This is a genomic window from Hymenobacter sp. YIM 151500-1 (assembly GCF_025979885.1).
Lineage (GTDB): Bacteria > Bacteroidota > Bacteroidia > Cytophagales > Hymenobacteraceae > Hymenobacter.
Window position 1 is genome coordinate 563,463 of the sequence record NZ_CP110139.1, and the last position, 25,451, is coordinate 588,913.

Annotated in this window: 19 protein-coding genes and 2 tRNA genes; 6 read left to right on the forward strand and 15 right to left on the reverse strand. The window is 62.8% G+C overall.

The window, feature by feature from the left end; genetic code table 11:
* Nucleotides 1-77 precede the first annotated feature (77 nt).
* Nucleotides 78-1,190, forward strand: coding sequence for a ferredoxin--NADP reductase (locus OIS53_RS02215; protein WP_264680761.1), 1,113 nt, complete (start codon nucleotides 78-80; stop codon nucleotides 1,188-1,190).
* Between the two features lie 251 nt (nucleotides 1,191-1,441).
* Nucleotides 1,442-3,202, forward strand: coding sequence for a M3 family oligoendopeptidase (locus OIS53_RS02220; protein WP_264680762.1), 1,761 nt, complete (start codon nucleotides 1,442-1,444; stop codon nucleotides 3,200-3,202).
* A gap of 132 nt (nucleotides 3,203-3,334) precedes the next feature.
* Here OIS53_RS02220 and OIS53_RS02225 read toward each other — a convergent pair whose 3' ends face one another.
* The 8 genes from OIS53_RS02225 to OIS53_RS02260 form a co-directional block, all read right to left on the reverse strand.
* Entirely contained in the window at nucleotides 3,335-3,658 is a 324-nt protein-coding gene (locus OIS53_RS02225) for a hypothetical protein (RefSeq protein ID WP_264680763.1), read from the reverse strand.
* Between the two features lie 678 nt (nucleotides 3,659-4,336).
* On the reverse strand, nucleotides 4,337-4,894 hold the full coding sequence (locus tag OIS53_RS02230) for a hypothetical protein (protein ID WP_264680764.1): 558 nt from the start codon (nucleotides 4,892-4,894) through the stop codon (nucleotides 4,337-4,339).
* Between the two features lie 141 nt (nucleotides 4,895-5,035).
* A complete protein-coding gene (locus OIS53_RS02235) occupies nucleotides 5,036-5,923 on the reverse strand; it encodes an NAD-dependent epimerase/dehydratase family protein (protein ID WP_264680765.1) in 888 nt (295 codons plus the stop codon).
* An 84-nt stretch (nucleotides 5,924-6,007) separates the two neighbouring features.
* Entirely contained in the window at nucleotides 6,008-6,493 is a 486-nt protein-coding gene (paaD, locus tag OIS53_RS02240; protein WP_264680766.1) for a 1,2-phenylacetyl-CoA epoxidase subunit PaaD, read from the reverse strand.
* An 88-nt stretch (nucleotides 6,494-6,581) separates the two neighbouring features.
* Entirely contained in the window at nucleotides 6,582-7,346 is a 765-nt protein-coding gene (gene paaC, locus OIS53_RS02245; protein ID WP_264680767.1) for a 1,2-phenylacetyl-CoA epoxidase subunit PaaC, read from the reverse strand.
* A gap of 75 nt (nucleotides 7,347-7,421) precedes the next feature.
* Nucleotides 7,422-8,045, reverse strand: a complete 624-nt coding sequence (locus tag OIS53_RS02250) for a phenylacetic acid degradation b (RefSeq protein ID WP_264680768.1) — start codon at nucleotides 8,043-8,045, stop codon at nucleotides 7,422-7,424.
* 96 nt (nucleotides 8,046-8,141) lie between these two features.
* On the reverse strand, nucleotides 8,142-9,131 hold the full coding sequence (gene paaA, locus OIS53_RS02255; protein WP_264680769.1) for a 1,2-phenylacetyl-CoA epoxidase subunit PaaA: 990 nt from the start codon (nucleotides 9,129-9,131) through the stop codon (nucleotides 8,142-8,144).
* Nucleotides 9,132-9,221: 90 nt separating this feature from the next.
* Nucleotides 9,222-9,824, reverse strand: a complete 603-nt coding sequence (locus OIS53_RS02260) for a TetR/AcrR family transcriptional regulator (protein ID WP_264680770.1) — start codon at nucleotides 9,822-9,824, stop codon at nucleotides 9,222-9,224.
* Nucleotides 9,825-10,033: 209 nt separating this feature from the next.
* Between OIS53_RS02260 and thiL the strand changes: the two genes are divergently transcribed.
* Nucleotides 10,034-11,068 carry a thiamine-phosphate kinase gene (gene thiL, locus OIS53_RS02265; RefSeq protein WP_264680771.1) on the forward strand — a complete coding sequence of 345 codons (1,035 nt, stop codon included), beginning with the start codon at nucleotides 10,034-10,036 and terminating at the stop codon, nucleotides 11,066-11,068.
* 177 nt (nucleotides 11,069-11,245) lie between these two features.
* Here the strand turns inward: thiL and OIS53_RS02270 are convergent, their stop codons facing one another.
* From OIS53_RS02270 to OIS53_RS02290, 5 genes are all read right to left on the reverse strand, one after another.
* The gene (locus OIS53_RS02270) at nucleotides 11,246-11,620 is read right to left on the reverse strand and encodes a hypothetical protein (RefSeq protein WP_264680772.1); all 375 of its coding nucleotides are present in this window, start codon (nucleotides 11,618-11,620) and stop codon (nucleotides 11,246-11,248) included.
* Nucleotides 11,621-11,793: 173 nt separating this feature from the next.
* Nucleotides 11,794-12,489 (reverse strand): zinc-dependent metalloprotease, encoded by a 696-nt coding sequence (locus OIS53_RS02275; RefSeq protein ID WP_264680773.1) that lies wholly within the window; start codon nucleotides 12,487-12,489, stop codon nucleotides 11,794-11,796.
* Nucleotides 12,490-12,925: 436 nt separating this feature from the next.
* On the reverse strand, nucleotides 12,926-14,335 hold the full coding sequence (rlmD, locus tag OIS53_RS02280) for a 23S rRNA (uracil(1939)-C(5))-methyltransferase RlmD (protein WP_413775173.1): 1,410 nt from the start codon (nucleotides 14,333-14,335) through the stop codon (nucleotides 12,926-12,928).
* Between the two features lie 160 nt (nucleotides 14,336-14,495).
* Nucleotides 14,496-18,602, reverse strand: coding sequence for a T9SS type B sorting domain-containing protein (locus OIS53_RS02285; RefSeq protein WP_264680774.1), 4,107 nt, complete (start codon nucleotides 18,600-18,602; stop codon nucleotides 14,496-14,498).
* A gap of 74 nt (nucleotides 18,603-18,676) precedes the next feature.
* Complete coding sequence (locus OIS53_RS02290; protein ID WP_264680775.1) at nucleotides 18,677-20,935, reverse strand: GEVED domain-containing protein; 2,259 nt, start codon at nucleotides 20,933-20,935, stop codon at nucleotides 18,677-18,679.
* 183 nt (nucleotides 20,936-21,118) lie between these two features.
* Between OIS53_RS02290 and OIS53_RS02295 the strand changes: the two genes are divergently transcribed.
* Entirely contained in the window at nucleotides 21,119-21,940 is an 822-nt protein-coding gene (locus tag OIS53_RS02295; RefSeq protein ID WP_264680776.1) for an SDR family oxidoreductase, read from the forward strand.
* Nucleotides 21,941-22,271: 331 nt separating this feature from the next.
* Here the strand turns inward: OIS53_RS02295 and OIS53_RS02300 are convergent, their stop codons facing one another.
* Nucleotides 22,272-22,988 (reverse strand): SH3 domain-containing protein, encoded by a 717-nt coding sequence (locus OIS53_RS02300; protein WP_264680777.1) that lies wholly within the window; start codon nucleotides 22,986-22,988, stop codon nucleotides 22,272-22,274.
* A 78-nt stretch (nucleotides 22,989-23,066) separates the two neighbouring features.
* Between OIS53_RS02300 and OIS53_RS02305 the strand changes: the two genes are divergently transcribed.
* A tRNA-Lys gene (locus OIS53_RS02305) sits at nucleotides 23,067-23,139 on the forward strand.
* 106 nt (nucleotides 23,140-23,245) lie between these two features.
* On the opposite strand, the gene OIS53_RS02310 is transcribed toward OIS53_RS02305, so the two are convergent.
* Entirely contained in the window at nucleotides 23,246-24,847 is a 1,602-nt protein-coding gene (locus tag OIS53_RS02310; protein ID WP_264680778.1) for a Na+/H+ antiporter, read from the reverse strand.
* Nucleotides 24,848-25,305: 458 nt separating this feature from the next.
* On the opposite strand from OIS53_RS02310, the gene OIS53_RS02315 reads away from it, so the two are divergent.
* A tRNA-Lys gene (locus OIS53_RS02315) sits at nucleotides 25,306-25,378 on the forward strand.
* Nucleotides 25,379-25,451 lie beyond the last annotated feature (73 nt).

Here is a 25,451-nt window from a genome sequence, read left to right on the forward strand (position 1 = left end):
GCAAGCTACGTCAAGCGCCACATTATCCTGTACTTTTGCACCCCATCCATCAAGCCGAAAGTTCTCCCGTTCTTCTCATGAGCAGCCCCTACCTCACGCTTACCGTTGTTGAGCTTACCCAGGAAACCCCCGACGCCGTTACCATTCATTTCGAGCGACACGACCGCCAGGCGGTTAGCTGCCTGCCAGGGCAGTTCCTGACCTTGATTTTGCCCTGCGGCCCCGGCGGCAAGAAAGAGCGGCGGGCCTACTCCCTGAGCAGCACGCCCAGCGAAGCCCCGCGCCTGGCCGTCACGGTGAAGCGCGTGGCCGGCGGCCTGATGAGCAACTACCTGCTCGATACCGTGCAAGTAGGGCAGCAGCTGGAGGTGATGGCGCCCATCGGCAACTTCACGCTCACGCCCCAGCCCGGCGCGGCCCGCTCGGTGGTGCTGGTGGGGGCCGGCTCGGGCATCACCCCGCTGATGAGCATGCTCAAGGCCGTGCTGCGCGAAGAGCCCCAGAGCCAGGTGCTGCTCGTGTACGGCAACCGCAACGAGGAGTCGGTCATCTTTGCTGAGCAGCTGCGCCGGCTGGAGCAGCAGTACGCCGGCCGCCTGCAAGTAGAGCACGTGTACAGCCAGCCCAAAGGCCCCGTAACCGCCCACCAGCACACCGGCCGCCTCAACCGCACCATGCTGCTGCGCATTCTGGAGCAGCGCCACTCGTTTCCGCCGGCCCAGGCCGAGTACTACCTGTGCGGGCCCGAGGGCATGATGCTGGAAGCCCAGGCTGCCCTGGAACTGCTGGGCGTGCCGGCCAGCCGCATCCGCCGCGAAAGTTTTGTGGCCGCTGCCGAGGCCACCGAAACGGCCGCCGCCCAGCCCCACGGCCACGGCGACGTGTCGGCCGCCACCACCGACGAGGGCGCCAGCCTCACCCGCACCGTTACCATCCACTACGAGGGCGCCGAGTACCAGTTTGCCGTCGAGCCCAACCAGACCATTCTGGAAGCCGCCCTCGACCAGGACATCGACCTGCCGTACTCCTGCCAGGCCGGCCTGTGCACCGCCTGCCGCGGCAAGTGCCTCTCGGGCAAGGTGCACCTGGATGAGCGCGAAGGGCTGTCGGATGCCGAAATGAACCAGGGCTACGTGCTGACCTGCGTGGGCCACCCGCTCACTAGCGACGTGGTAATTGAAATTGGCTAAGTTTAACCTCAACTTCTGAACGCCCGGCCGCTGGCTGCCCAGGGAGCCGGCGGAAAGTCAGCGGCCGGACAGCTAACCACCTGCTGTTCACTACCAAGTACCTATTTCGAGAACAGGGCCTTACGTTTGGCACATCAGCCAACCTTAGCCCACCGGCCGGAGTATTAGGGGGCCGGGTTTTGGCTGAACCGCTTTTGCTTTGGCGAAGCCGGGAAGTCAACGGGCTGCCCGCACATTTTTTTGTTCCGTCCATGACACATTTCCCTTCTGCTGCCACTGCTGCTGTTCCGGCCGCCGACCTGGCCACCGACACCCAGCGTCCGCCCCGGAAGTACCTGCCCGAGTCGTTCCAGGTAACCGATTGGGCCAGCATTGAGCCGTATTTCGTTGAGCTGCGCGACCGGGCCATTGGTTCGGCAGCCGAGCTGGAACGCTGGCTGCTGGACCGCTCGGAGCTGGAGGCCGTGCTGAGCGAGGACCTGGCCTGGCGCTACATCCGCATGACCTGCGACACGCAAAGCCAGGAGCGGTCCGAGGCGTTTCAGTATTTCGTGAGCGAGATTGAGCCCAACGTGGCGCCCTACGACCACGCCCTCAACGAGAAGATGATGCAGTCGGAGTTCTTGCCCGGCCTCGACCCCGAGCGGTACCGCGTCTTCATTCGCTCGGTGCGGCAGGCCCTGGAAATCTACCGGCCCGAGAACATTCCGCTCAAAACCGAAATCAGCACCAAGCAGCAGCAGTACGCCGCCATTGCCGGGGCCATGACCGTGACCCTGGACGGTGAGGAGCTGACCTTGCCCCGCGCCGCCGACCGCCTCAAAAGCCCCGACCGGGCCGTGCGCGAAGAAGCCTGGCGGGCCATTCAGGCCCGGCGGATGCAGGATGCCCAACCCCTCGATAAGCTGTTCACCGAGCTGATTGACCTGCGCCACCAAGTGGCGCTGAACGCCGACTTCGCCAACTTCCGCGACTATATGTTTGCCGCCCTGGGCCGGTTCGACTACACGCCCCAGGACTGCTTTGCCTTCCACCGGGCCATCCGCGAAACCGTGGTGCCGCTCATCGACGACCTCGACCTGGAGCGCCGCCAGGACCTGAGCCTGCCCGAGCTGCGGCCCTGGGACCTGGATGTAGACGTGAGCGGCAAAGCGCCGCTGCGGCCGTTTGAGACGGGGGAGGAGCTGCTGGAAAAAACCGTGACTGTGTTTGAGCGCCTCGACCCCTTCCTGGGTCAGTGCCTGCGCACCATGCGCCAGATGGGCCACCTCGACCTGGAAAGCCGCAAGGGCAAGGCCCCCGGCGGCTACAACTACCCGCTGGACGAAACCGGGGTGCCCTTCATCTTTATGAATGCTACGTCGTCATTGCGCGACGTGGTGACCATGCTGCACGAGGGCGGGCACGCCGTGCATTCCTTCCTCACCCGCCGCCTCCCGCTGTCGGCCGACAAGCACCCGCCATCCGAGGTGGCTGAGCTGGCGTCGATGAGCATGGAGCTGATGAGCATGGACCACTGGGACGTGTTTTTCGAGGACGAAGATGAACTGCGCCGTGCCAAGAAGACCCACCTCGAAAGCGTGCTCGAAACCTTCCCTTGGGTGGCCACCATTGATAAGTTTCAGCACTGGGTGTACGAGCACCCCCGGCACACGGAGGCGGAGCGCCACCAGCGCTGGACGGAGGTTTTCGACGAGTTCAACCAGCGCACGGTGAGCTGGAAGGGCCTCGAACACGTGAAGCCTTACCTGTGGCAGAAGCAGCTGCACCTCTACGAAGTGCCGTTCTACTACATCGAGTACGCTATGGCTCAGCTCGGGGCCATTGCCGTGTGGCGCAACTTCCGCCAGAACCCGCAGGAGGGCCTGGCTGCCTATCAGCGGGCCTTGGCCTTGGGCTACACCGCTCCCATCGGCGACATCTACGAGGCCGCCGGCATCCGCTTCGACTTCAGCACCGAGTACCTGCGCAGCCTCGCCGATTTCGTGCGCGACGAAATGGCGCGGCTGTAATTGGCTAGTTGCCTGGCAGCAAAAAAGGGTCGGCTTAGCCGACCCTTTTTTTGGTTTGAAACCAGATGATACCGCTTGGAAGCTGGTTGCGTTTCTACAGCAGTCAATCAGTTTTTAGCTTCACCCTGCTTCTTATTGATGGCGGGTAGTATCGGGGCGAGGGCCAGGAGGGGGAGTTTGCGGGCCACGGGTAGTGTCGCGGGGCGGCGTAGGAGTGCGCACGGTGTCGCGGGGCGGGGCTGGAACGCGCACGGTGTCGCGCGGAGGGGTGGGAGTACGTGTCGTGTCGCGCGGGGGCACCGGAACGCGCACCGTGTCGCGGCCTGCTCCGCCGCGGCCAGGATAATCGGGCCGCGGCGTTTCGGTGGGAAACAGACCACAGGCCACCAAGGAAAAACCCAGGGTACAGACGGCCAGCAGATTAGTTAGTGGAGTTACGGCTGAGTTCTTTTTCATAGGAAAAGGGTTAACAGGTTCGGCGGCATGACCGGCCAATCCCCAGCGGGGTTGCGTCGGCTGAAAAAATACCAAGCCCCCACGTGCCCTCGCCGCCAACTTGTGCGCCACGTAATGACGCGGCTGTAAACCGTATGCCACGGAATAATGGAATACAAAACGGCCCCGCTACTGGTGGCGGGGCCGTTTTCTTTCGTTGAAAAAGTACTGGTCACTCACTCCGTGTGCTGTTATAGTGACTGAACGCAGGTAATGTGCGCGTCTCTCCACGAGTTAGCCGACTGGTTATTCACTAGCTCGAAGGAGATAGTAACCCGTTCGGGCGTAGTAGACAACGTGTTCCAGTAGTTATCCCACTGGGCGCCGACGGGCCGGAGCTTCTGGCCATCTTCTAAAACGAGCAGCAACGGGCTCTGCTGCGGGTCCGGGCTTTGCACGGTGGCCACCATTGCACACGCTAGTGTAGGTGGCGCGGGTGATAGCTCGCACGTGAAAGCCATTTGTGAAAAGGCTGCAATAAGAAGAACTGTGCTGACACGACGCATAGTTAAACAAGTTTAAAGGTTTGAGATAGTAATAAGAGATAGGGGATAGCAGAAAGGTTGTACACTGCAAAAAAAACTGGTTCCCCAAGAACAGGGTCAGATTCCTCCGCAGGCCAAGGCAAAATGTAGAGGCCTAGTTCTGGAGCGTAAACAAAGGCAGGGGTTGCAGCTTGCTGTACTTGCCGCCCAGCTGTTCCAGCTCGGCGGTGTGCAGTTGCAGGTAGTTGTTGAAGCGGGTGGCCGCTTGGTCGTAGCGCACCCGGAAGCTGACTACTTCGCTGTCGGCCGTCTGAATCTGGTCGGTGAGGAGCTTGACGGGCGCGGCGGGTTCCCGGCCGTTGGGCAGGGCCAAGGCATACACTACGCGCAGCAGCGAGTCCTGGGCGGTGTCGTAGGCGTCGATACGGGCCGACTCGGCCATGCTGGTTTGGGTGTAGCGGCGGCGGGGCAACCGGTCGTTGGCGTACTGGAGCTGGGCCAGCTGGCTGCGGTCGGCGCCGGGCTGGGCGGTCAGCTCCCGCAGCAGCTGGCGGGTCGCGCGCATCTTGGCGTCGTCGGAGGCCACCATCTCGCTCCACCGCGACTCCACCGTGTCGCGCAGGATGTCCAGTTGCACTTTAACAGCCTGGGCCGAGGCCGGGTCAACGGGCTTGGGAGTGCGGTTACAGCTGAACAGAGAAAGGCTAGCCACAACCAGCAGGAGGGAGACAAACTGCTTCGTCATACAGAAATTACAAGTATCGTAGGTGCATCCCAACGAAAGTATACCAAAAAACAATCAATAGCGCGGCGTTTTTCAGAAAACAAACTCAGTATCAACTCACTAATTATCCTATTTCTCGTCCGAGAGTAAGGTGCTCTGCCAAGCCTTCCGAAGCAGGTGCGCGGCCGTGTACTGCGGCCGGTACCCCAGCACCCGCTGCGCCTTCCCGATGCTGTACACCCGGTCGATGGAATGGGGAAGCTGCCAGCTGAGCCGCTCATACACCGGTAGGGCGTCGGGCAGCCGCTGGGCAAGAACAGCGGCCGGATTTTGCTTCAGCAGCTCCACATCTTCACGCTGAAACGGGCTGCCCGCTGAGATATTGAATACCTCGAACCCGGCAAAGTCGTGCTCCAGGGCCAGCAGGTGGCCCACTGCTCCGTCGCGCTCATCCAGGCCGCGGTACAGGCGGTGGTTGGCAGTCAGGTTGGGCGGTTCGGGCAGAAAGCGCGCCACCCGCAGCGCCGCTGTCTGCACGTTATCTTTCTCGAAAAAGTCCCGGCACAGATTCTCGGCAGCCTGCTTGGTGATGTCGTAAATGTCGCGGGGCTGGGGCACCAGCTCCTCATCCACCCACACGGCGCGGTCGGGGGCCACCATGGCCTGCCCGTAGATAGAAGTGGTGCTGGTGTAAAGAAACTTCCTGATGCCGTGCCGCACACAGGCGTTGAGCAGGTGCAGCGTGCCTTCGATGTTGGTGCGGACGAAATCGAGGCGCGGTACGCCCAGCTCGTACTGCCGGCCGTGCAGCGCGGCCGTATGGATAATGGCCTGCGCGCCGGCTGTCGCCAGCAAAACGGCGTCAGCATCCCGGATGTCGAGTAGGCAGTCCGTCGTAGGAGCCGGCACCAGGTCTGCGCCGCGGCAAGCGTAGCCACGGGCGCGCAGCAGCACCACGATTTCGCGGCCCAGCCGGCCAGAGGAGCCCGTAACCAACACGGGCGCAGAAGACGGCATAGCGTAAGTTGCGGGTCTTGGTTACCGTATGGGGCAGATGGATTGCGCCCCGCATCCTCTCCAGGCCGCCCAGACACTGAGCAGCTACACCGGCTTAAATTGCTCGAACAGCTGGCGGCAGTTGTGGCAGTAGTGCACGGCGCGGCACAGCGTGGCGCCGAAGGGTGTGCGTAGCTCGGTGTTGTGCTGGTGGCAGCGCGGGCACTCGGCGTACTCCAGAATGTCGAGGTCGAGCAGGGCGCCGTCGAGCTTGGGCGGCGTGGCCAGGCCGTGCCGGCGCAGGCCTTCCAGCCCCCGCTCCGTCACCATGTCCGAAGTCCAGGGCTCCTGCAAGCTGATTTCGGTGGTGACGTGAGGCACGCCGTGGGCGCGCAAAGTGGTTTCCACGTCGCGGCGCATGTAGTCCATGGCCGGGCAGCCGGCAAAGGTGGGCGTCAGCCGCACGTGCACGCTGCCGTCCGCCTGCACCCGCACCTCCCGAATCACGCCCAAGTCCACAAGCGAAACGGTCGGAATTTCGGGGTCCGTTACGGCTTCCAGCCAGGTCAGGATGTCGGCTTCCGTTGTCATTCCGAACGTAGTGAGAAATCTGGGTAAAGACAGGATGAAACGCTAGCTTGGAAACCCAGATTCCTCACTACGTTCGAAATGACAACTCTTACCAATCTGCGGTCGGGTCGAGGCGGAACACTTCGGCCATTTCGTCGAGCAGGGGCTGGAGGTGCTCGGTGTGCTGGCCCTGGCGGCCGCCCAGCACGGGCGTGAGGGTGCGCAGGTCGGGCAGCTCCAGGGCGGTTTGACGGAGCACCCGCGTAATGCTTTCTTCCCAGCGTGCGCGCAGCTCATCCTCCCCAATAAACAGCCCCTCGGCCACAATAGCTTCTTCCTGAGCGGTTTTCTCGAAGATGCCCAGCGCGTAGGGCAGCGTGAATTCCAAGGCCCCCTGCATACGGCCGATGGCTTCTTCGGTGGCCGTGCCCAGGCGCTTCACCCAGGTGTTGGCGTGCAGCACGTGGTATTTCAACTCGCCTTTCAGCTTGCGGGCCACCTGGGCCAGGGGCTCGTAGGAACTGGCCGCCAGGGCCTCGAAGCGCAGCAGCTCAGCGTGGTCGAACAGGAAGTGGCGGATAAGGCTGAAATCATACTCGCCGATGGGCAGCTCCACCAATTGGCAGCAGTGAAACTGCGGGGCGTTGCGGGTAAAGGCCACCGTGTCGGGTTCGGCCTCGCCTAGCTCATGCAGTAAGGTGTAAAGCTGCAAGGCGTGCCCCAGCTTGTCCTGGGCCATGCTCGAAAAGGCAATGTCCTCCTCCAGAATCGGCCCCAGCCCGTTCCACTCAGAGTTGCGGTGGCCCAGAATGAGCTGGTCGTCGGCGAGGCGGTACAGAAGATCAAGCGTGGGGTCTTGGAGGTTTGGGGGCATCGGGTCGTGGTGATTTTGGGCAGAAGAGTGCTAAGGAAAACAGGTAAGCCAAGAGCAGGAAAGCAGTCCAAGTCCCTAAGCCCCTAAGTCCCCAAGACCCTCCTTTTTAAACCGGTCGATGCGGTCCTGCACTTTGTAGGCAATGGCGTCGCGGTACTTCTTTTCGGGCGTGGTGGTCCACATGTCCCGGTCCGCCTCGTCGGAGCGCAGTACGTCCGCGGAGCGCACCACCCACACGTTCACCACCGGCCGCTGCTCGCCAAATGCTGCTTTGGCCTGCTGCAACGCCTCTTCCGCCGACGCGGCCCGCACCGTACCCGCGTGCACGTGGGCTTTACCGCGCTTTTTCAGATGGAAAATCTCAAATTCTTCCCCCACCGAAGAAGCCGCTGTCGGCACCGTGTCGTACACCGACTCCTGGTCGCCCACGTACGCCGACACCCGAATGGCATCGGTGGGCACCACCCACAGGCCCGTACACGGAAAGCGGCGGCTGTACTGCTCTTTGGCAAAGAGAAACGCCACATCAGCTTCCGGGGCGTGCACCGGCCCCACGTAGGTATACGCTGTACCTTCTTTCTTCTGGTGAAACGCCTCGTAGGTCTGGAACTGGTCCAGCGCCGGCTTATCGGGCGGGGGCGGCGGAGCGTCCGGCAAACCCAGCCGGGCAATGCGCGGGTCGAGAGAGGAGAGGGACATGGGAAGTTGAGAAGATAGAAAGTTGAGAAGTTAAAAAGTTATGAATTAGCCTTTTGCCGACTTTCTACCTTTCTAACTTCTCAACTTATAAACTGCTTATGCCAGCGGCTTTACGTATTGGGCTTTGGGCGTGAGCAGGGCCCGGCGCACCCAGGCGCCGTTTTCCTCGGCGGCGCGGCGCACGGCCAGGCGCTCCTGGTTGCAGGGCCCGTCGCCGTTGATGACGCGCTTGAAGTCGTCCCAGTCGGGCTCGGTGAATTCCCACACGCCGTCCTCATTTTTGCGCAGGTTGGGGTCGGGCAGGGTCAGGCCGATTTCCCAGATTTTGGGCACGTACATATCGAGGAACTGCTGGCGGCAGGCGTCGTTGGAGGCCATTTTTACCTTCCAGCGCATCAGAATCTCGGTGTGCACGCTCATCTTGTCCGACGGCCCGAAAAAGGTCATGATGGCGGGCCACCAGCGGTTCAGGGCCTCCTGCATCATGCGGCGCTGCACGGGCGTGCCCGTGGCCATGTGCACCACGGCGTCGTGCCCGTACTTGAGGTGGAAAGCTTCCTCGGCGCAAATCCGCTCCAGCGCCCGGCAGTAGGGCCCGTACGAGCCCTTGGCGTTGGCCATCTGGTTGACGATGGCGCCGGCGTCAATCAGCCAGGAAATTACGTTGGAGTCGGCCCAGGTGGGCGTGGGGTAGTTGAAGACGTTGGAGTATTTCGACTTGCCGTTGATGAGGTCGGTCAGCATCTGCTCCCGCGTCTTGCCCAGGGTTTCGGCCGCCGAGTACAAGAGCTGAGCGTGGCCTACTTCGTCCTGCACCTTGGCCATCTGGGCCATCTTGCGCCGAAAGCCGGGGGCGCGCGTAATCCAGGTGCCCTCGGGCAGGGAGCCGATGATTTCGGAGTGGGCGTGCTGCTCAATCATGCGGATGAGCTGCTTGCGGTACAGGGCCGGCATCCAGTCGTTGGGCTCGATTTTCTCGCCCCGAGCAATGCGGGCCTCAAACTCGGCCAGCAAAATCGGGTCTTCGTTTTCGAGGCCGGTAGTAGCCTGGGCCGGCAGGTCGTGGGTGGAAGCGGAGCCGTACATGGTGGAAGTTGGGAAGTTGGTAAGTTGGGGAGTTAGAAAGTTGGGAAGTTTTGAAGTAGAAGCATGAAAAGATGGTCGACTGCCAACTTTCTAACTTCCCAACTTCTCAACTTCTAAACCTAAAAGCAGCTGGTCAGTCAGCCGGTGGGCTATGTCTTCGGGGGTAAGCTTGCCGTCGGGGCGGTACCAGGTGGGCAGCCAGTTGAGGCTGGCCAGCAAGGTGAGGGTAGCAAAGGCCGGGTCGGGGGCGCGGAGGGCGCCGGTAGCGGCTCCGCGGCTGATAAGCTGGCGGAAGCCGGCTTCGTACCGCTCCCGCAGTTGCAAAAACTCGGTGCGGGCGGGCTCCGACAGGTGGCGCCACTCGTGCAGAAACACGGCCGAAGCGGCTACGTCCTGGGTCAGCACCTGCACATGGCTCTCGATGGCGCGGCGCAGGCGCTCGGCTACCGGCAGCTCCTCATTCAGCACCGCTTCCTCGAAGCCAGCAAAAAACGCATCGGCCAGCCGGAAGCAGATGCGGTGCAGAATCTCTTCTTTGCTTTTAATGTGGGAATAGATGCTGCCCGCCTCAATGCCCAGGGCCGTAGCCAGCTCCCGCATGCTCGTAGCCGCAAACCCCCGTGCCCGGAACAACACCGTAGCCGTGTAGTCGATTTGCGCCTTGCGCGAAAGGGTGGGAACAGTGGATTCCATGTTGTAGTAAACAGCTCGTCAAAGATATGGTTCCTAACGTTCGTTAGCAAGATAGGGTTGCTCGTAAATTTCCCGCAGGGTTTCGCAGTGTGCTGACGATTGAACACTGCGCAACACTGCGTTTTTACACTGCGAAACCCTGCGAGAAACCACGCCACAAACCATTCTCACTCGTAGCTATACCTTTGCGCCTCATATTTCCGAAACTCATGAGCGACATCACGCCCCTCCACCAAATCGGCGAATTCGGCCTGATTCGCCGCATTCAGGACACGATTCAGCTGCACCAGCCCAGCACCGTGCTTGGCATCGGCGACGACGCGGCCGTGCTGGCGCCTTCGGCCGGTCATCACATTGTCGTCAGCACCGATTTGCTGGTCGAAGGCGTCCATTTTGACCTTACTTTCTGCCCGCTTAAGCATCTGGGTTACAAAGCCGTGGCCGTGAACGTGTCCGATATTGCCGCCATGAACGCCACGCCTACCCAGCTGGTAGTGGCCCTGAGCTTGCCCGGCCGCTTCTCGGTAGAAGCCGTGGAAGAGCTGTACCAGGGCATGCGCCTGGCCTGCGAGGCCTACAACGTCGACATTGTGGGCGGCGACACTACCAACAGCCGCGCTGGCTTGGTCATTAGCATCACGGCTCTGGGCCAGGTGGAGGCCGGCCAGGCCGTGCACCGCTCCGGCGCCGGCCCCAACGACCTGCTCTGCGTAACCGGCGACCTGGGCGGGGCCTTCCTGGGCCTGCAGGTGCTGGAGCGCGAAAAGCAAGCCTGGCAAGCCGACCCCGACACCCAGCCCGAACTAAGCAAGTACCCCTACGTGCTCCAGCGCCAGCTCCGCCCCGAGGCGCGCATGGACATCATTCACGAGTTGCGCGAGCTGGGCGTGCGGCCCACCAGCATGATTGATGTCTCGGATGGGCTGGCCTCAGAGGTGCTGCATCTGTGCCAGGCCAGCGGTACTGGGGCGCGCATCTTCTCCGAGAACCTGCCCATTGCCAACCCCAGCCTGGAAGTAGCCAACGAGTTCAACCTCGACCCCATCATGTGCATGCTCAACGGCGGCGAAGACTACGAACTGCTCTTCACTGTGCCCCTCGCCGACCACGCCCGCATCAAAAACCACCCCGACATCACCATCATCGGCCACATGGTCGACCAGAGCGAAGGCGCCAACCTGATTACCAAAGCCGGCCAGCCCGTGCCATTACGCGCCCAAGGGTTCAGTCATTTTGACCACTGATTGCACGGATGTTGAGCAGATTACACGGATTTTGTAGACGGGTTATATTCTGCTTTTTCCTGAGTGCAAAAAAGGGCTTGCCGCGTAGTAAGCCCTTTTTCATTAAAAGTTTAATAATTGACTTGCGCACCAGCTACAAGATCCGTGAAATCCGTTCAACATCCGTGCAATCAGTGGTCAGTCTTCCGGGTAGGGCACGTACACGAAGTTGGTAAACTCCTCATCCAGCACAAACAGGCAGCAGTACTCGTCGGCGTCTTTGTAAGTGCTCTGAAAATCCTCCACCTTGTCCGGAGCTACAACGCGCTGCTGCACCAGCAGCTCCAGGTAGCTGGCAAACACGTGCCACTCCAGGTGTAGCTCGTCGGCATTCACCAGCAAGCCACCCAGCGGCACTTCCTGGCGGGCAAAAACGAAAATCGGATACTTGGAAATGTCGCGCTTCCGGATTTGGTAGGCGGCTTCCTTGAGCGTGTCAGAAACCGTAGCGAAGTCCTTGGTGATGGTGCCGAGGTATTTACCGTTGAGTTCAGGGTCGTTGGTGTAGTCCATTTGTAGACAGATATTTTGTGCTGTTGTAAACGGTGACTGTTGACTAGTAGTCGCAGGCTGCAGATGCAAAGCTTACACAAAGTCACCAATACAGCCGGTACAAATGGCAAGAGGTGCCCCACCGAACGAGCGGCGGAGCACCTCCTGGGGGGGCAGCGCAAAGCGGGAGGTACCTACTCAGGGTAGATAATCTGCGTGGCCAGGATGTCGCCGGCAGTGAATCCCTGCCAGGCCAGCACCGATGCGTTCATCACCGAGTTGGGGTCCGAAGAGGGCGTGCCGGGAATGAACACACCTTGGGTCTGGTTGGTGTGGAGCAGACCGTGGATGTGGCCCATCTCGTGGGTCATGGCAAACTGCTTGCGGCTGGCATCCAGCGAGTTGTATTTGGTGTTAATGGTGACCGTGTTACCGGGGCGACCGTTGGAGTACGGCAGGTAAGCCTGGGCAATCCAGTTGGCGTCTGCGTAGCTGGTATTCACGATTACGTCGGCCTGGCTGCGGGTGGTGGTTTCCCGCAAGAACAGCCTGGTGCCATTCACGGCGTTCCAGTTGGCAATGCCCTGGCGGGTGGCCGTTCTCCAGGCGCTCGACACACTCGACTCAATGAAGTAGTCGATGTTAGTTACGTACGTGTTGGACACCAGGTAATTCCCGCGCCAGTGCTCACCCTGCGGAGCCTGGCCGGCGGCCATCCGCTCGCGGGCATCGGTTTCCGTAATCAGCACGTCCCCATCCAGAACGAAGGTCTTGTGGGCGGCATCAAATACGATGTTGTCCGCTTTGACGCCGGTTGAGGTAGCCAGGAAATCGGTGAGCTTGGCCAGCTCCTCTTTTTGAATAGCGGCCGGAGCCACTTCTTCTTTCACGTTGGACTCGCAAGAAAACAAAAGCGCCGCGCCGCAGACGAAGCCGAGTGTTTTGGATAATCCAAATGTGTCTGACTTTACAATGTGCTTGAACATGGTGGAAAGGATTTGGTTGTGGATAGGCTAAAATAGCTAATACGCCGTATTTACAAGGAATCCTACGGATATAAAATTATGTGCATCCAAGCAAAATTATAAATATAATATATGAAAAATTGTAGGATTTGTTCGAGTGGCGTATGTTAAGTACAACGGCCGCTTTCTGGAAAAGTAATATCAAAGTGGTGTAAGCTGGTTGGGAGTAGCGTGTAGAAGCGCCTGGTTTCTACACGCTACTCCCAACCAGTTTATAACACTCTATCTAGGTTGAAAAGTTAGCCATTCCTGGTGTGGCTTACTTGGCTGGTCGCCACCAGAGCCGGCGTACGACGCGCCCCTACCGCAGCTCCAGCGCCACTACGTTCTCCACGTGGTGCGTGTGCGGGAACATGTCCACGGGCTGCATGCGAGTTACTTTATACGCTTCGTCGAGCAGCTCCAGGTCGCGGGCCTGGGTGGCGGGGTTACAGCTGACGTACACGATGCGCGGGGCGCGCATGTCGAGCAGGCGGCGCACTACGTCCTCGTGCATGCCGGCGCGGGGCGGGTCGGTGATGACTACGTCGGGGCGGCCGTGCTGCTCGATGAACTCGGCGCTAAGCACGTCCTTCATGTCGCCGGCGAAAAACTCCGTGTTCGTCACGCCGTTGATTTCCGAGTTGATGCGGGCATCGGCTACGGCTTGCTCCACGTACTCCACGCCGATGACGTGCCGAGCCTGGCGGGCCACGAAGTTGGCAATGGTGCCGGCGCCGGTGTAGAGGTCGTACACCAGCTCCTGGCCCGTGAGCTGGGCGAAGTCGCGGGCTACTTTGTAGAGGTTATAAGCCCCTTCGGAGTTGGTTTGGTAGAACGACTTCGGGCCGACGCGGAAGCGCAGCCCTTCCATTTCCTCGTGAATGTAGGGCTCCCCGCGGTAGCACACCACTTCCAGGTCGTGGAAGGTTTCGTTGCCTTTGTCGTTGAGCACGTAGTTGAGCGAGGTAATCTGCGGGAACCGCTCGTGGAGGTAGTCGAGCAGGGGCTCGATGGCTTGGTGCTGGCGGTAGCACTGCAGAATCACCATCAGGTCGCCGGTGTTGGCCGTGCGGATGATGAGGTTGCGCAGCAGGCCGGTTTGCTTGATGATGTTGCCGAAGCGCAGCATGTTTTCCCGCGCGTAGTCGCGGATGGCCAGGCGAATCTGGTTGCTCGGGTCGGGCTGCAGCCAGCAGTGTTCGATGTCGATAATCTTGTCAAACCGCGCGGGCGTGTGGAAGCCCAGCACGCGCCGGTCGTACTGCTGGCTTTCGTCTTTGATCTGGTCTTCCGTCAGCCAGCCCATAAAGCTGAACGTGAATTCCAGCTTGTTGCGGTAGTAGGTCTGCGAAGGCGAACCAAGAATCGGCTGGATTTCGGGCAGCGCCACCTTGCCGATGCGCTGCAACGTGTCCGTGACCTGCTGCTGCTTGTACTGCAGCTGCGTTTCGTAGCCGAGGTGCTGCCACTTGCAGCCCCCGCACACCCCAAAGTGCTGGCAGAACGGCGTCACGCGCAGTTCCGAGTACTTGTGGAAGTGCGTGGGCACGGCTTCCAGAAAGCTTTTCTTGCTCTTGGTGATGCGCAAATCCACCACGTCGCCGGGGGCTACTTGCGTCACGAAAATGACGAGGTTGTCGTGGCGGACAATGCATTTGCCCTCGGCCACCATGTCCTGAATCTCGATGTTGCGGAGCGCCTCCGCCGGAATTTTCTTGGCTTTACTCACGCGGGCAAAGGTAAGCACAGATTTTGCCGATTGGGCTGATTTCAGGTAAGCACAGCGGCCCCGAAGCGCAGCTTCAGTTATTTAGTGCTTACAGCTTTCAAATAAAGAGAGAAGGCCGCTCGGTCATCTCCGAGCGGCCTTCTAAATGAGTTAGGAGTACTTAGCGGGCTATTTCAAACCAGCCTTTGTAGCTGGTACCGTCCTGGAGCTTAAACAGGTAGTAGTACATGCCCGCGCTGCAATTGTCGCCGCCGAAGGTATTGCGGTAGTTGCGGGTTTCGTACACCTGCTTGCCCCAGCGGTTGAACACGGTGAGGGTGTTGCTGGGGTAGAGCTGCACGTTGTCGATGATGAGCACGTCGTTTTTGCCGTCGTTGTTGGGCGTGATGATGTTATAGAACCCGAGGCGGTTGGCAAAGTCCACGCAGGCATCGTTGGAGCGGGCCAGCAGAGGCTGGGCGTCGGTGCTGACGGCCTCCACCCGGAAGCACTGGTTGAAGCCGTCCTTGCTGAGCTGGAACTCGGCGCGCAACGGGCTACCGGCGGCCACGGTGGCTACAAGCTGGGCTGGGCCATTGTCGACCACGCGGCTCACGCGGTACTCCTTCACCGCGAAGCCCTGGTAGGCGGTCCACGTTACCTCAGTTTTGCCGGTGAGGCGGGTGTCGGTGGGCTCGGTGCCGGTGGCTTTGGTGAGAATGGTGGTGTGCTCCCGGCTGGCCAGCACCGTGCCGCAGCCGTTGGTCAGCTCCAGGCGGTACTGGTAGGCGCGGGCGTCGGCGTCCACGCTGGTGTTGTCGGTATACGACGTAGCCGTGTTGGCTGCCGAGCCCACGGTCGTGAAGGCGCCCGTGCTGCCAGCCTCGCGGCGCAAAATGTTCACGCGGCCCGTATTGCCGGCCACGTTGGGCACCGTAAGGGCCAGCGTAATGCTCTTGTCGCCGGCCGCTACCGAGGCCACGCTCAGGCTCACCGTAGCGTTGTCGGGGCGGATGGTGAACGTGGCCGCGCAGGTCTGGCTGGTGGTTTCCGTGACTTGCAACGTGGCGGCGCTGGTGCCGGCCGGCAGGTCAATCCGCACCGAGCTGGTGCCCTGCCCGCTCACGATGGTGCCGCCGGTCAGCGTCCACTGGTACACGCCGCCCGTGAAGGCCGTAGCTGAGTACGTAAGGCCGGTGCGGGCTTCGGGGCAGTAGTTGGCCGGCCCGGTAATGGCCAGCGGCGGCGCTACCACGAAGGTTTTCGAGTACACCGGGCCCGCACAGCCGTTGGCGTTGGTTTCCTGAGCCGTGATGGTGTAGGGCGTGGCACTAACGGCCGGTACGGGCAAGGTGATGGAGCCCGCCGTGCCGCCCGTTAGGGCCGTGCCATTCAGGGTGAAGGCATAGGTGGAAGAAGCCGCGCCGGGCAGGGAGAAGGTAAGCGTGCCGCCGGCCTGGGCGCACACCCGGCTGGGGCCGGCCAGGGCCAGGCCCGCGTCGGGGCCTGGCAGCACCGTCACGTACAGCGTATCACTCTGGCCCCGGCACACGCCGCCGGCCGGGTTGCTCGACTCGGTCACGACCAGCTTGCCCACGCCGGGCCGCGTCCAGCGCACCTGCACGGCGCCCTGGCTGGTGCTCACCTGCGTGCCGCCGAGTATCTGCCAGGCGTATACCGAGCCATTGGTAAACTGAGTTTGGTAGGTGAACGGCCCACCCGACTGGCACACCCGCGCCGGGCCCGTAGGCGTAGCCGTAGCCAGGATGGGGTTGATACGCACGGGCAGGGAAACTGTGTCGGAAGAACAGCCTTGGGCGCTGAGGCGGAAAGCCCGCACGCGGGCCGTGGCACTGGCCGCGCCCCAGTTCACCGTGATGCTGGCGCTGCCCTGTCCGCTCACCAGTGTGCCGCCCTCCACCAGCCACTGGTAGGCCGTGGCCCGCGGGTTGTCGATGGTGTAGGCAACGCCCTGCACCGTGGGGCACACCGAGCGGCTGCCCACAATGTTGTCGGGTTCGGGCTGGGGATTCACCGTGATGCGCACTGTGTCGGTGGCCACGCAGCCGGCGGCAGTGGTGGCTTTCAGCACGTAGGTCAGCAGCTGGGCGCTGCCGGTGGCGCGCGGGGCCGTTAGGGTGGGCTGGGCGGCGGTGGTGCTGCTCAGGCCAGTGGCTGGGCTCCACTCATAGCTATAACCGGCCACGGCGGCCGTGCCGAGCCGCAGGCGCTGCTGGCTGCACACGCTGGCGTCGGGGCCGGCATTGGCCAGGGCCGGTGGGTTCACCGTTACCGTTACGGTGCTGGTGGCCGAGCAGCCCTGGGCCGTCGTCACGCGCAGCGTGTACGTGAAGGTTTGGGGCGAAGCGGTGGTGTTGGGCAGCGTCAGCGTCGGCTGGGCTACAGTGGTGCTGCTCAGGCCGGTAGCCGGGCTCCACTGGTAGGTGTAGCCGGCCACGGCCGCGGCGCCCAGCGTCGTAACTTCCTGGGGGCACACCGCCCGGTTAGCTCCGGCCTGGGCCACGGCCGCCGGAAATACCGTCACCGTCACCTGGCGGCTGGCCGTGCAAGTTCCCTCCTGCGACGTCACCGTGTACGTAGTAGTTTGGGTGGGCGCCACCGTGATGCTGGCCCCGGTGAAATTCTGCCCGCCCCCGGTCCAGGTGTAGTTGGCGCCGCCGCTGGCCGTAAGCGTGGTGTTGGTGCCGGGGCAAATGCTCACCCCGGCGCTAATGGACAGCGTCGAAACCGGGCGCAGGTCCACGGGGCGCGTTACGGAGTCGGTGGGGCAGCCCAGGCTCGATACGCCGCGCAGCACCAGCGTGCCCGTGGTGCCGGAGCCCCACAGCACCCGCACCGAGCTGCCGGTGCTGGAGCCCTGCACCGTGCCGCCGCGTACGGTCCAGCGGTAGCTGGCCGCCGTGGGGCCGCCGGCCGTGTACTGAATGGCCTGGCTTCGGTCGCACACCACCGTGTCGCCCAGGATGCGGTTGGGGCCGGCGGCGCGCGTCACCGTAATGCGAAACACCTCGGCTATAGTTTTGCTGCCGCAGGCATCGTCGGTCACGGTTACTACCACGTCGTAGGGAGTGGCGCGGGCGTTGCCGCAGGCCGCGTTGTAGCGGAAGGCACCCGTTACGGTGCCCGTGCCCGCTATTGAAACCGAGCCGGTGGGGTTGCCGGCCGGCACAGTGCCGGGGTTGCCGCCCAGGGTGGCATCAAAGGGGCCGGGCCCGTCCAGCAGCACGCTGTTCACTTTCATGGTCAGCCGCTGCCCTTCGGGGTCAGTGGCCGTCAGGTTGAAGTTCAGCGTTTGCCCTTCCTCCACGGTGTAGTTCTTGACTTGCACGGTAGGAGCCGAAAACACGGGCGGGCGGTTGGGCTGGCAGGCCCTTGATACCAGCTGAATGTCGCGGCGGGTGGTGCCCACCAGCACGTCGCGGCCGTTGATGGTGCGGTACTCCTTCACATCCACAGCCACCACAAACTTGCCCAGCATGGGCGACAGGTAGCGGCTTACGCCGGTGCTGGCATTGAGGGCCGCGTAGCCCTGGGGCCCAAACGGCTGGGCAAAGCTGTAGCCGGCCGCGTACGTCACGGGTGGGGGAGGGGGCGCGAAGTTGCCGAACGGCGGGTTGCCCTGGTAAGGCGTGCCAAACGAGTAAATCAGCCGGTCGCCGTCGGCGTCGTAGGCGTTGTTGAGCAGGATGCTGGTGTCGCCCTGGCAGATTACGGCCACGGCCGTGTCCGAAAACACCGGGGAGGTGTTCGGCAGCAGGGGCGGGGCCATGTCCGTGTACAGGGTCATGTTGGTGTTGCCCGGGTTGAACAGGTTGGTCACGTCCACGTTGCGGGCAATGTCGGTGTACACGGCGTAGTAGCCGTCAAACGACAGCGGCAGGTTTACCGTGGTGACGTACTTGGCCAGCGTAACCCGCGGCGGGGCGCTGCCCGGCAGCGTGCAGGTGCCCGGTGTGGGCGGCGTAATCTCGGCGAAGCTGGTGCGCGGCACGGTCAGGTTCAGAATCCGGGCCCCGTTCTGCGACTTGTTATAGAAGGCAATGCTGATGTCGGGGCGCCCGTCGGGGGCCGCCGAGCCGAATTCCTTGTTCAGATACACCAGCACCGTTACCTGGTAGCGGAAGGGCGCCGTGGCGGGCCCGTTGGCATCGAGGTACTTATAGTTCATTTCGCCGCCGAGCAGGTGCGTGGCCGCGGCAGGACGGCTCAGCCCCACCAGCAGCACCAGCAGTACCAGCCAGCCGCGCCGCAGTAAACGTGTATGCATAGAAAGCAAGAAGAAAAGAGGTAGTCAGCAGAAAAGCGGCCGGCCCGCGCCGGACCGGCCGCCGATAGGCGGGGTTAGTCGCGCGCCATCCGGCGGATGGCTTCGCGCCCCTGCGCGTCGCGCAGGCGCAGCACGTACACGCCGGCCGGCAGGGCGCTCAGGTCGAGGGCGGCATCGGTGGCCGGGCTCAGGCGCAGGGCCTTGGTCAGCACCTGGGCCCCGTGCAGGGTTTCGACGGTGGCCGTGTACAGGCCGGCCGCCGTGGGGTCGGGTAGGCGCAGGGTCAGGTGGCCGTCGGCGGTGGGGTTCGGAAACACGCTCAGGGCCGGCAGGTGCAGGGCCGCCTGCGTGTTGGTGGTCGTGCCCCCCGTTATCCGCACCGTGTAGTCCTCGGTTTCGGCGTTGAACTGGTTGGTCACGCAGGCGGCCGCCTGGTTGAAGTTGAGGCGGCTGATCAGGCGCAGGCGCGTGAGGGCCGGCCCGCGGTACTGCGCCGGCACCGCAAACGTGAAGCTGGCCGGCTCCCCGCCGCTGGTATTCGCCAGCAGCTCCGTCGTGGCAAAGAACCCATCCCCGTTCAAGTCAATCCAGACCGAAGTGCTGCGCTGAAAAGAGGCGTTGCCCGTTACGGTCATCGTGGGGCTGGTGCCGGCCTGGAGCTGCATCACCCGGTCGAGGTAGTTGCCGTAGCCGTTGGCGTCGGCGCCGGAGTTGCTGGTGAACGTGGTCTGCCCGTTCAACGACAGCCGTACCGTCGTAATCCAGAAGTTGCTGGACGCCTGGCCCGTGGAGGCGCAGTAGGTCAGGCACGGCACCGTCACGACCACCGGCGAGGCCAGCGTGGCCGAGGCCGAGCCGAAGGCGTTGGTAGCCGTCAGCCGCACGGTGTAGGTGCCGGAGGCGGTGTAGGTGTGGCTGGGGTTCTGCTGGGTGCTGGTGTTGCCGTCGCCGAAGTCCCACAGCCAGCTGGTGGGCGCGTTCTGGCTTTGGTCGGTAAACCGAATCGGCGTTTGGCAGGAGCCCGGCACGTAGCTGGAAGTAAAGGCCACGACGGGCGGTGAGGTGTTGGGCTGCACCACCACGGTATAATCTTCGGCCTGCCCGAGCTGCACGCCGGCACAGGCCGTGAAGCCCGAGCCCACAAAGTCCGATACCACCCGCAGGCGCAGGGGCTGGTTGCGCGGGGTGCCGGCCGGAATCAGCACCTGGCCGGTGGGGTTGGTGGTGTTCAGGGCCTGAAACAGCAGCTCAGTGGCCGCAAACGTGCCGTCGTTGTTCAGGTCCAGCCACACGCGGGTGTCCTGGGGGTTGGTGGGGCTGGTGGTCAGGCGCAGGGTCGAGCGGACGCCTTCCGTCACCGAAATCTGGCCCGCGCAGGTGAAGTCCTCGTAGCCCGCCCGCCCGTCGGCGGAGGTGTTGCTGAACGTGCCCAGGGCAAACTGCGTGATGCCGTAGTTGCAGCAGTAGGCTGCGGTGGCCGGCGTGCAGGTGGCGCGCACCGGCGCCTGGGCGCTGTACACCACGTAGTTGGTGCGGGTGCGGGTGTTGCTGCCCTGGCTGTTGGTGGCCGTCAGCGTGACGGTGTAAGTGCCGGCGGTGGTATAGGTGTGGCTGGGGTTTTGCTGGGTGCTGGTGGCACCGTCGCCGAAGTTCCACAGCCAGCTGGTGGGCGCGTTCTGGCTCTGGTCCGTAAACTGCACCGTGCCCGAGCAGGTCTGGGGCTGATTGGCCACGAACTCGGCCACGGGCGCCGCGGTGGGCAGGCTGGCAATGATGGCGTAGTCCTCGATCTGCGAGTATTCGGGCCGGGAGCAGGGCGTGGGCACGGCCGAGTTGGCGTAGTCGGCGGCCACGCGCAGGCGCAGGCGCACCCCCGTAACGGTAGAGCTGGGCAGGCGAATGGTGCCCGTGTGCAGGCGCTTGGCGTCAGAGCTGAACACCAGCTCGGAGGTGGGGCTGAAGGTGCCGTCGTTGTTGAGGTCCAGCCACACGCGCACGTTTTCGTCGGCGCTGGGGTTGGTGCGCACGCTCAGGGCGGCATCAGTCCCCACCGTGAGCTGGGCCGGGGCCAGGGTGCAGGCATAATCCCGGTAGGAGCCGTCAGCGCTGGCCGGCGTGGTGTTGTTGAGGCTGCCCAGCGTCACGTTCACGATGCCCATGCCGAAAGCCGCCGTGGTGGGCACCGCCGTGCTGATGGTGCAGAAGCCCGTAGCTGGCGGGCAGGCGGCCTGCTGGGCATGGGCCGCGCCGGAAGCCAGCAGCCCCAGGCTGAGCAGCAGGGCCGGAATGAGTGGACGATATGGGGAAAACAGCCGGGGTAAAGGTAGCGTCATAGAAACCAGGAACCAGGTACAAGGATAGAAGCCGAAAGTGCCCTAAATGTAGACAGATTACGCCGATATTCCGGCCTGTCCCGTTCAGCGGCGCGGCGCAGCTCCCAGGCAAAAAAGCGTAGTTTTGCGCCCTTTCGGCCTGCGCAACATTCAGGCCGAAAGCGCACTTGCAAGCTGCACCCTATGCAACCTACTTCACTACAGGATAAGGTCGTGCTGATTACGGGCGGCTCGTCGGGTATCGGGCGGGCTACGGCCCTGGCGTTTGGGCAGGCCGGGACCCGCGTGGTGGTAACCGGCCGCGACGAAGCCCGCCTGCGCGACACGGCCCAGGAGCTGGCCGGCCGGGGCATTGCCCACCTCACCGTGCAGGCCGACGTGGGCGTGGAAGCCGACGCCCGCCGCGCCGTGGAAGAAACCGTGCAGCACTTCGGCCGCCTGGATGTGCTCATCAACAACGCCGGCATCAGCATGCGTGCCCTGTTCCGCGACGCCGACCTCGACGTGATTCACCGGCTTATGCAAACCAACTTCTTCGGGACGGTGTACACCACCAAGTTTGCCTTGTCCTACGTCACGCAGGCCCGTGGCTCCATTGTGGGCATCAGCAGCATAGCCGGCTACCGGGGGCTGCCGGCCCGCACGGGCTACTCGGCCTCCAAGTTTGCCATGCACGGGTTTCTGGAGGCTCTGCGCACCGAGCTGCTGCCCCAGGGTGTGCACGTGCTGCTGGCCTGCCCCGGCTTCACCAGCTCCAACATCCGCAATGTGGCCCTGGCCGCCGACGGCACTTCCCAGGGTGAGTCGCCGCGCAACGAGCAGCAGATGATGAGCAGCGAAGAAGTGGCCCGCCACCTGCTGCACGCCGTGCGCCACCGCCGCCGCGACCTGGTGCTCACCCGCCAGGGCAAGCTCACCGTCTTCCTCAACAAGTGGCTGCCCGCCCTCACCGACAAGCTCGTCCTCAACCACTTCCGCAAGGAAGAGCCGGACTTTCGGTTGTGAATGAGTGAATGAGTGAATGAGTGAATGAGTGAATGAGTGAATGAGGAAATGAGGAAATGAGGAAATGAGGAAATGAGGAAATGAGGAAATGAGGAAATGAGGAAATGAGTGACTGGATAGCCCCGGAGGGGCGGCATGTCGGTAGAAATCAGTAAGTCCTAGTTGTTCAAAGCCCCAGCGGGGCGACACCCACCGTCCGCAGACGGTTGTGTCGCCCCGCTGGGGCTCTCGGTTCTTTTCACTCGATCTAAGCTACCGATATGTCGCCCCGTTGGGGTTGCCCGTCGACCTTCATTTACTCATTCACTCATTTACCCATCCACTCATTTCCTCATTCCACCAGCAGCAAATCAGGGCGGCGGATGTAGGCGTCGCGGCCTTGCCAGCGCACTCGGTACCAGATGTCCTGCTGGCCCCGCACCTCGAACCGGTCGCCGGCGGCGGCGGTGGTCAGCCAGGCGGCGCCGGCGCTGGGCCCGGCCATGAGCGGGACCCGCGGCCGGGCCACCAGGCCCACGCGGCCGGGTGCCAGCAGATTCAGAAACAACCCTACTCCCACCAGGTAGGCTGCGTAGGCGCCCCACCAGATGCGGCCCGCCGTGCGGCGGCGCACCAGCAGCAAGGTGCCGCCCACCACTGCCAGCACTAGCAGCCCTTGGAGCAGCCGGTAGTAGTAGCGCTGAAACGTAATTGCCAGGTTTTGCCGCCAGGTGTTGGGGTAGCCCGTGAGGCGGTGCTCCTGCGCCAGGTCGGCCATTTTCTGCCAGGTATCGTGGCGGGGCTGCCAGAGCTGGGCCACGCTCAGGTAGTACAAGGCCGCCGGGTAGTGCCCCAGCTCCTCCTGCACGTAGGCCATGCGCAGCAGCTGCCGCGCCGACTGCACCCCGTCCTGCTCCCGCGCCTGCCGGTACAGCGGATAGGCCTGCGCCACCCGCCCGGCCTCGAACAAAGAATCGGCCTTAATGAGGCTGGGAGTAACTTTTTGGGCCTGAACGCCTTGGCAAAACAGCGCCAGAAACAGAAAAAAAAGCTGGACTTTTTTCAGCAAAACAGTTGCACGATTAACCAGAGCCGTCTACTTTTGTGCCACAATCAGCAAAAATGGCTTGCTGACCGCAAAGAAAACGATTCTGTAGCTCAGCTGGTAGAGCAATACACTTTTAATGTATGGGTCCTGGGTTCGAATCCCAGCGGAATCACTACCGCCCTCTTAGCATCTGGCTAAGAGGGTTTTGCTTTTTATAAGCCTTTTCAAGAGCCGACGAGGCAAGATTTACTGCTTGTATGCATGGTGTACCGTAGCACCTAGCCTTTGTCGAGGGTGAGGCGGGCTTCTTCCAGGTCCAGCTCGTTTTCCAGCTTGCGCAAGGCTTCTTCGCTGGTGTTTTGCTCGCGGCGCAGCTGCTCCAGCACCTCCCGCTCAAAGTGAATGACGGCTTCCTGCAGCTGCTGGAAGGGCGTCAGGGTAGGCGGCGCTTCCGGCTGCTGGCCGGCCGGAGCGTCGGGCAGGTGCTGCTGCAAGCGGTGCAGGCGGTGCTCGTAGCGGGTTTGCATCCGGACCAGCACCTCAGCCGGAGCCTGGGCAGCGGCGGCCGGTCCGGCCAGGTAAGCGGCCGTCTGCTGGGCCAGGTGCAGGCGCAGGGCATGTTCTTCCCGTCCGGCTTGGCCGTCTTCCCGAATGCCCAAAACGCGAATCAGCAGGGGCAGGCTCAGCCCTTGCAGCACCAGCGTCACAAAAATCACCATGAAGGTGAGCAGCAAAATCAGGTTGCGCTGCGGAAAAGGCGCCCCCGAGGGCAGGGTGAGGGGCAGGGCCAGGGCCGCCGCCAACGACACCACCCCGCGCAAGCCCGCCCAGCCTATTACCGTAGCCAGCGCCACCGGCGGCCGCGGCTCCCGCTCCCGGATGCGGTGGCTCAGCCAGCGCGGCAGGTAGGTGCCGGGGTACACCCACAGCAGCCGCCCCACCACCACGGTGAGGCTAATCAGGGCCCCGTAGCCCACCAGGTGGCTCCACGCGGCCGGCCCCACGCCCTCCATAATGGTGGGTAGCTGCAAGCCAATGAGGATGAACACCACACCGTTAAGCAGAAAAACCAGCGCATTCCACACGGCGTAGGCCTGTAGGCGCCCCTCGTGGGAGAAAATGCGGGCCTGGTGCCGGCTCAGCACCAAGCCCGCCGTCACGACGGCCAGCACCCCGGACACGTGCGCTTCTTCGGCCACCACGTAGGCCACGTAGGGCGTGAGCAGGGTCAGGCTGGTATCTACCACGGAGTTGTTATGGGTGTGGAGGTGGGCGAAGTACACCACCCGGCCCAGCAGCCAGCCAATAGCCACGCCGGCGGCGGCCACCCACAGCAGCTGCAAGCTGGCCGGCCCCAGCGCAAACTGCCCGGTGAGTACGGCCGCCACAGCGTAGCGGTAGGCAATCAGCCCGGTGGCGTCATTCACCAGGCTTTCCCCCTCCAGTATGGTCAGCACCCGCTTGGGCACGGGCAGGCCTTTGAGGGCCGCGGCGGCAGCCACGGCATCGGGGGGCGAGACGATGGCGCCTAGCACAAAGGCCGTGGCCCAGTCGAAGCCGGGCAGGGCGTAGTGGGCCACGGCCGCGACCAGCGTAGTGGTGAACAGCACGCAGCCCAGGGCCAGCAGCCCAATGGGGCGGTGGGCGGCTTTGAAGTCGGGCCAAGAGGTTTGCCAGGCCGCCGAGTACAGCAGCGGGGGCAGGAACACGAAAAATACCAGGTCGGGGGGCAGGGCCACGTGCGGCAGGCCCGGTACCAGCCCGATGGCACTGCCGACCAGCACCAGCAGGATAGGATACGGAACCTTGAACCGGTCGGCCACAACGGCCAGCAGGACAATGATAATCAGCAGGGCCGTGATGAGTTCAATTTCGTGCATAGAAGCAGAAAAGCTGAAAAATGCCGTGAAGCGCAGAAGCTACCGGCCGTGGCTACGGAACCAAAAAGGCACGTGCACGGCTCAGGTACCGCCTCGGCCGCAGGAAACCCAAGCAGCTGGGAAATACGAAGGCCGAAAATATACGTGGCAGCTTCGCCAGCAAAGCAAAGAGCGCCACAACGTTCCTGCGCCTACGCCGATTCAGAGCACCACCTGCCAGCGGCTGGCCGTGCAATGCAGGCCAGCCCCATCAAGCAAGGCCGCACCAGCAGCGACGGTGTACTGCGTAGAAAAAGCAGCTGCGCCGCCCCCAGAGCGGCTATTGCCGCATGAGCTGCCGGCAAGAAACACGGGTGGCCGCTTTCCCAACGCCAAAATTGCCGGCCAGCTTGCATTACTCCACGGCTTGCTCTACTTTTGCACTCCCTTCGGCAAAATAGCCGCCCAAAGGGCTTTCTGATTCTGTAGCTCAGCTGGTAGAGCAATACACTTTTAATGTATGGGTCCTGGGTTCGAATCCCAGCGGAATCACTATCCAACGTAACAAAAAGCCCCGTAGCATGATGCTGCGGGGCTTTTTGCTTGAATTAGCCGAGCCAGCAGG

Excerpts from the sequence above, each read along its gene's own strand:
- OIS53_RS02260 (WP_264680770.1), bottom strand. The coding sequence starts at position 9,824 with ATGGAATCCACTGTTCCCACCCTTTCGCGCAAGGCGCAAATCGACTAC.
- paaA (WP_264680769.1), bottom strand. The coding sequence starts at position 9,131 with ATGTACGGCTCCGCTTCCACCCACGACCTGCCGGCCCAGGCTACTACC.
- OIS53_RS02295 (WP_264680776.1), top strand. The coding sequence starts at position 21,119 with ATGCAACCTACTTCACTACAGGATAAGGTCGTGCTGATTACGGGCGGC.
- paaD (WP_264680766.1), bottom strand. The coding sequence starts at position 6,493 with ATGACAACGGAAGCCGACATCCTGACCTGGCTGGAAGCCGTAACGGAC.
- OIS53_RS02220 (WP_264680762.1), top strand. The coding sequence starts at position 1,442 with ATGACACATTTCCCTTCTGCTGCCACTGCTGCTGTTCCGGCCGCCGAC.
- OIS53_RS02310 (WP_264680778.1), bottom strand. The coding sequence starts at position 24,847 with ATGCACGAAATTGAACTCATCACGGCCCTGCTGATTATCATTGTCCTG.
- OIS53_RS02250 (WP_264680768.1), bottom strand. The coding sequence starts at position 8,045 with ATGTCCCTCTCCTCTCTCGACCCGCGCATTGCCCGGCTGGGTTTGCCG.
- OIS53_RS02290 (WP_264680775.1), bottom strand. The coding sequence starts at position 20,935 with ATGACGCTACCTTTACCCCGGCTGTTTTCCCCATATCGTCCACTCATT.
- OIS53_RS02235 (WP_264680765.1), bottom strand. The coding sequence starts at position 5,923 with ATGCCGTCTTCTGCGCCCGTGTTGGTTACGGGCTCCTCTGGCCGGCTG.
- thiL (WP_264680771.1), top strand. The coding sequence starts at position 10,034 with ATGAGCGACATCACGCCCCTCCACCAAATCGGCGAATTCGGCCTGATT.
- OIS53_RS02285 (WP_264680774.1), bottom strand. The coding sequence starts at position 18,602 with ATGCATACACGTTTACTGCGGCGCGGCTGGCTGGTACTGCTGGTGCTG.
- OIS53_RS02215 (WP_264680761.1), top strand. The coding sequence starts at position 78 with ATGAGCAGCCCCTACCTCACGCTTACCGTTGTTGAGCTTACCCAGGAA.
- paaC (WP_264680767.1), bottom strand. The coding sequence starts at position 7,346 with ATGCCCCCAAACCTCCAAGACCCCACGCTTGATCTTCTGTACCGCCTC.
- OIS53_RS02270 (WP_264680772.1), bottom strand. The coding sequence starts at position 11,620 with ATGGACTACACCAACGACCCTGAACTCAACGGTAAATACCTCGGCACC.
- OIS53_RS02225 (WP_264680763.1), bottom strand. The coding sequence starts at position 3,658 with ATGAAAAAGAACTCAGCCGTAACTCCACTAACTAATCTGCTGGCCGTC.